Origin of the sequence: uncultured Muriicola sp. (genome assembly GCF_947258935.1) — a bacterium.
GTDB lineage: Bacteria > Bacteroidota > Bacteroidia > Flavobacteriales > Flavobacteriaceae > Muriicola.
The window spans coordinates 2,824-6,535 of sequence record NZ_CAMYKH010000119.1; the positions used below are offsets into that span (position 1 = coordinate 2,824).

The window sequence follows — 3,712 nt, forward strand, 5'->3', positions numbered from 1 at the left end:
AGTCCAAATACTTCCATTGGTTCAAGCATAAGATCTTTGAAATCATCAGATCCTCTTAAATCTTCAGCCACTTCTTTCATGACATTTATCACATGATCTGTATTTTCTTTATAAGCCACCCCAATGTCAAAAACAGCCCCGGACCATCCTTTGGTCATGTTGGACAATGAATTGATTTTCCCATTTTGGAATATGTGGACCACTCCGGAAACATCTCTTAAGGTTATGGTCCTGAGTTCTATTCCTTCAACAACTCCCCTGGTGTCGTTAATTTTAACAATATCACCTACCCGTAATTGATTTTCCAATAACATGAAGAAGCCTGAAATAAAATCTCTAACTAATTCCTGGGCACCGAATCCCACGGCCAATCCAATTATACCCGCACCAGCCAGAAGTGGAGCAATGTCTATTCCCAACTCTTCAAGGAATATCAACATAAAAATTGCGGCCAGAGCAATGTTGAGAATACCTTTCACAATTCCAATTAAGGTATTGACCCTCTTGCTTTCTTCCAATTTCGCTTTTTTTTCATATTTGGCCTTGAGCCGTACCTGTATCTTGTCAGTGGTAAATCGAAGTGTCCTTTTTGCGACGAGATAAAGAAACAGGACCAGGATCAATGTGGGTACAACATTGATCGACCAACTGATAAAACTTGATAATAAACTCTCCCATAACGAAGTACTATTTAATTCATAAAACATTTTCTTTTTATTTATAGTGAATGATTAAAATAAAGCATGATCACAACCATCCTTTCCTTCTAAAATAGAACAACATAATGATGGCTATTATGATCATCACGACCCATACTGTAAAATATCCGTATGGCTTAGAATACTCAGGCATCGCCTCGAAGTTCATACCATAAATTCCAGCAATGAAGGTTAGTGGAACGAAAATAACACTCAAGATGGTCAATACGCGAAACATTTCATTAAGCCGGTTCGCGACATTAGTATGATAAATATTCAATTGATCATGCAACATGGTTCGATAGCTTTCACAAGAATCTGAAACGATCCAAATGGCATCATGCACATTGTTTATGATGTATTGTGAACTTTCCTGTGAGATAATTTCACTGTCCGACTTACAAAGTGCGAAGATAGCTTCCTTGGCCGGTCGAATGATCTTGGATGTATAGTTTATCTCAAGATTGTAATCATTCAAATCCTGGAGAACCTCATTGGACTGTTGGCCGAAAATTTCATCCTCAATATTCTCTATTTTTTGTCCAATATACTCCAGACAATTTGTGTATTGGTTGGTGATAGCCCTGATCATGGCAAAAAGTAAATAGTCCGTATTCCCCTTACGCATCCTATTTGTTGTTTTTTGCAACCGTTCCCGGATCGGTCCAAAAGGATCTACCTGGTTTTCCTGAAACGTGATCAGAATATTGTCAAAAAGTGCAAAAAGAATATGTTCTGATTGCATGGTCAGGTTGCTTTTATCCAGGTGAAGCATTTTAAGTACCAGTACTACATAATCATCGTAATCTTCAAAAGAGGGTCGATCCCCGGTATTAGTGATCTTATCTATCAACATAGGATGAAGTTCGAAGATCTGCCCGATCTGATTGATCAACTCAGTATCGTGAAGGCCGTAAATATTGATCCAGCTAACCGTACTACTTTCTTTGTATCTGGCTAGCTCTTCAATGGTAACATCCTTCTTATGTTCGATCTCTTTTTCTGAAAAATCGAATACTTCAATAAGGGGCTGATCCATTTTCCGGGTACCCACAAATCCGAGCTTGCCAAATGGTTTTATCTCAGTAGCAGACTGTTTTTTAAGAAATCTTGCCATATACAATAGTTTAAGTTATTGCAATAATAATATTGTTTATCAATGTGTTAGACATATTTTAAGGCGCCATAGTTTATCAATAGTCTATGCTAATCTTTTGAGATAATTCCCTGGGTCTTCAGTTCCTTAAAAAGTTGTTTACTGAATTTGGTAATCCTGGAACTCAACGTGTTTTGAGGGAATGCAGACGTTCTTCCAGACCAGATCAGTTTTCCATCCTTTAAATTGTATAAGTTGCATTCAATGAAGAATTGATCTTCGGTAGTTAAGTAACCAGGTGTTCGAATGACGGCATAACTGTTGTTATAATAGGACCCAAAACGACTATAGTAACCAACTGGTACATACACCTTATCAGGCGGGATGTAACGCTTAGCACTTATCCTGAAGATGGCAACGGACAAAAGGCCGTCATATCCTTTCTCCATAAGTCCATTTCTCACTTTGGCCATGTCCTCAAATGGACTTCCCAATCCCGGGGGGAACTTGAAAATTCCCATTCTTGCCTGGATATCGTTTTTCCTTGCCTCGCTAACAATGACTTCCTCGGTTTCCAAACGGAAACTGGTACTTTCGATCATCCCAATCACCAGCATTTTTTTGAAACCTGGATCAAAATCTTCATCTGTTTTCCATGACCTCAACTTTGACTGCGCTTGCATTGATCCGTAAAAGAGGCAGCAAACGATTACCTGAAATATTACAATTCTTACAATTTTCATAATAATTACTCTAAAATAAAAACAAGACGCCCAACCGTGCCGTGGTTAAAGCCAACCTCCCCAAAACGGTCAAGGGTAGAATACCTGTAGTTTATATTGGCTTGAATGGCAGGGACGGGATACCAGTTAATTCCTATCGAAAAAGTATTCATTTGACCGCCATCGATACTCTGATCGGTCAAATCAATAGATGACCATCTACTGTAAACTTCCAATGCACCCCATCCTCCTGTATTAATGCCATTAGCGACATTTACTCTTCTAAATACACCACTGCGTTTATTATACGGGCGCATTTCCCCTGTTAATGAATAAGAAGCGACTACATAGTAACCATTGAAGACCGGATCATTAAAAGTCGTTGAGCGGACATCAGCTTGGATATATTCACCCACAAGAATGAAGGGACCTTTTCTCCACGCCATTTCTAATCCATAATGAAAAGTAGATTCCGCATCATCGATCAGGTCAGTATCAACCGAAACAGGACCGCTAAAAATTTCAGTTTTCGTTTTGTAGAAAATCCCTCCTGCCGCATTAGAATACCTGCCTGCTATCCCCAGGTGCAGTAAATTACTTTCGTCTTCAGTTAAGTAAGGCAGCGCAGTGATGCGTCCTGTAAAGACGGTGGGATTATCAGAAAAGGATCGATTAGTTTCAATCCAGTTATTAAATACTCCGGCCGCCCATGTCATTCGTTGTTTGGCGATGGTGTTGTTGATAGTGATCCCTATATTCCTGGCTGGTAAAAGACCATCTGCTACGGAAGCGCGCTCCTGTTGGCTAGGCAAATATATCATGGCTGACAGTCTTGAGATGGAGATCGTTTCCTTGGTTTTACCCACACTTAATGTAGCCGAACCTACAGGAATATCTACGCGGTAGTCATAGAGTACAAACTCGTTCAGATCATCTTCTTTAAAGCCCCGCTCAAAGGCGCGTGTACCAAAAGTAAAGAGATAGGTCCAGGGCCTTTTAAAATTAAATGTACCACCCAAACCTGCCCGAAATCCACGTACAGAACCTCCTTTAAACTCACTGAGATCGCCAACTTGTTCCTCGTTTACAGGGTCATCAGAAAGCCAGCGTGTATTTTCCATCAGGATTGCCCCACCCAAAACCGCAGTAACAGGTTTTGTTCTGAAAACATTCCATTTTCGATTATTTTGATAGGA

The 3,712-nt window shown here is 39.9% G+C and carries 4 protein-coding genes; all 4 read right to left on the reverse strand.

Annotated features, from left to right (window positions below; translation table 11 throughout):
* Positions 1–707, reverse strand: a 707-nt coding sequence (locus tag Q0X72_RS13315; RefSeq protein WP_297766389.1) for a mechanosensitive ion channel domain-containing protein, incomplete at its 3' end; no start/stop codon positions are given.
* A gap of 40 nt (positions 708–747) precedes the next feature.
* A complete protein-coding gene (corA, locus tag Q0X72_RS13320; protein WP_297766391.1) occupies positions 748–1,815 on the reverse strand; it encodes a magnesium/cobalt transporter CorA in 1,068 nt (355 codons plus the stop codon).
* A gap of 89 nt (positions 1,816–1,904) precedes the next feature.
* Entirely contained in the window at positions 1,905–2,537 is a 633-nt protein-coding gene (locus Q0X72_RS13325; RefSeq protein ID WP_297766392.1) for a hypothetical protein, read from the reverse strand.
* Between the two features lie 5 nt (positions 2,538–2,542).
* The coding region (locus Q0X72_RS13330; RefSeq protein ID WP_297766393.1) for a porin at positions 2,543–3,712 on the reverse strand (1,170 nt) is incomplete at its 5' end.

Coding starts and splice junctions, on each gene's coding strand:
- corA (WP_297766391.1), bottom strand. CDS start 1,815: ATGGCAAGATTTCTTAAAAAACAGTCTGCTACTGAGATAAAACCATTT.
- Q0X72_RS13325 (WP_297766392.1), bottom strand. CDS start 2,537: ATGAAAATTGTAAGAATTGTAATATTTCAGGTAATCGTTTGCTGCCTC.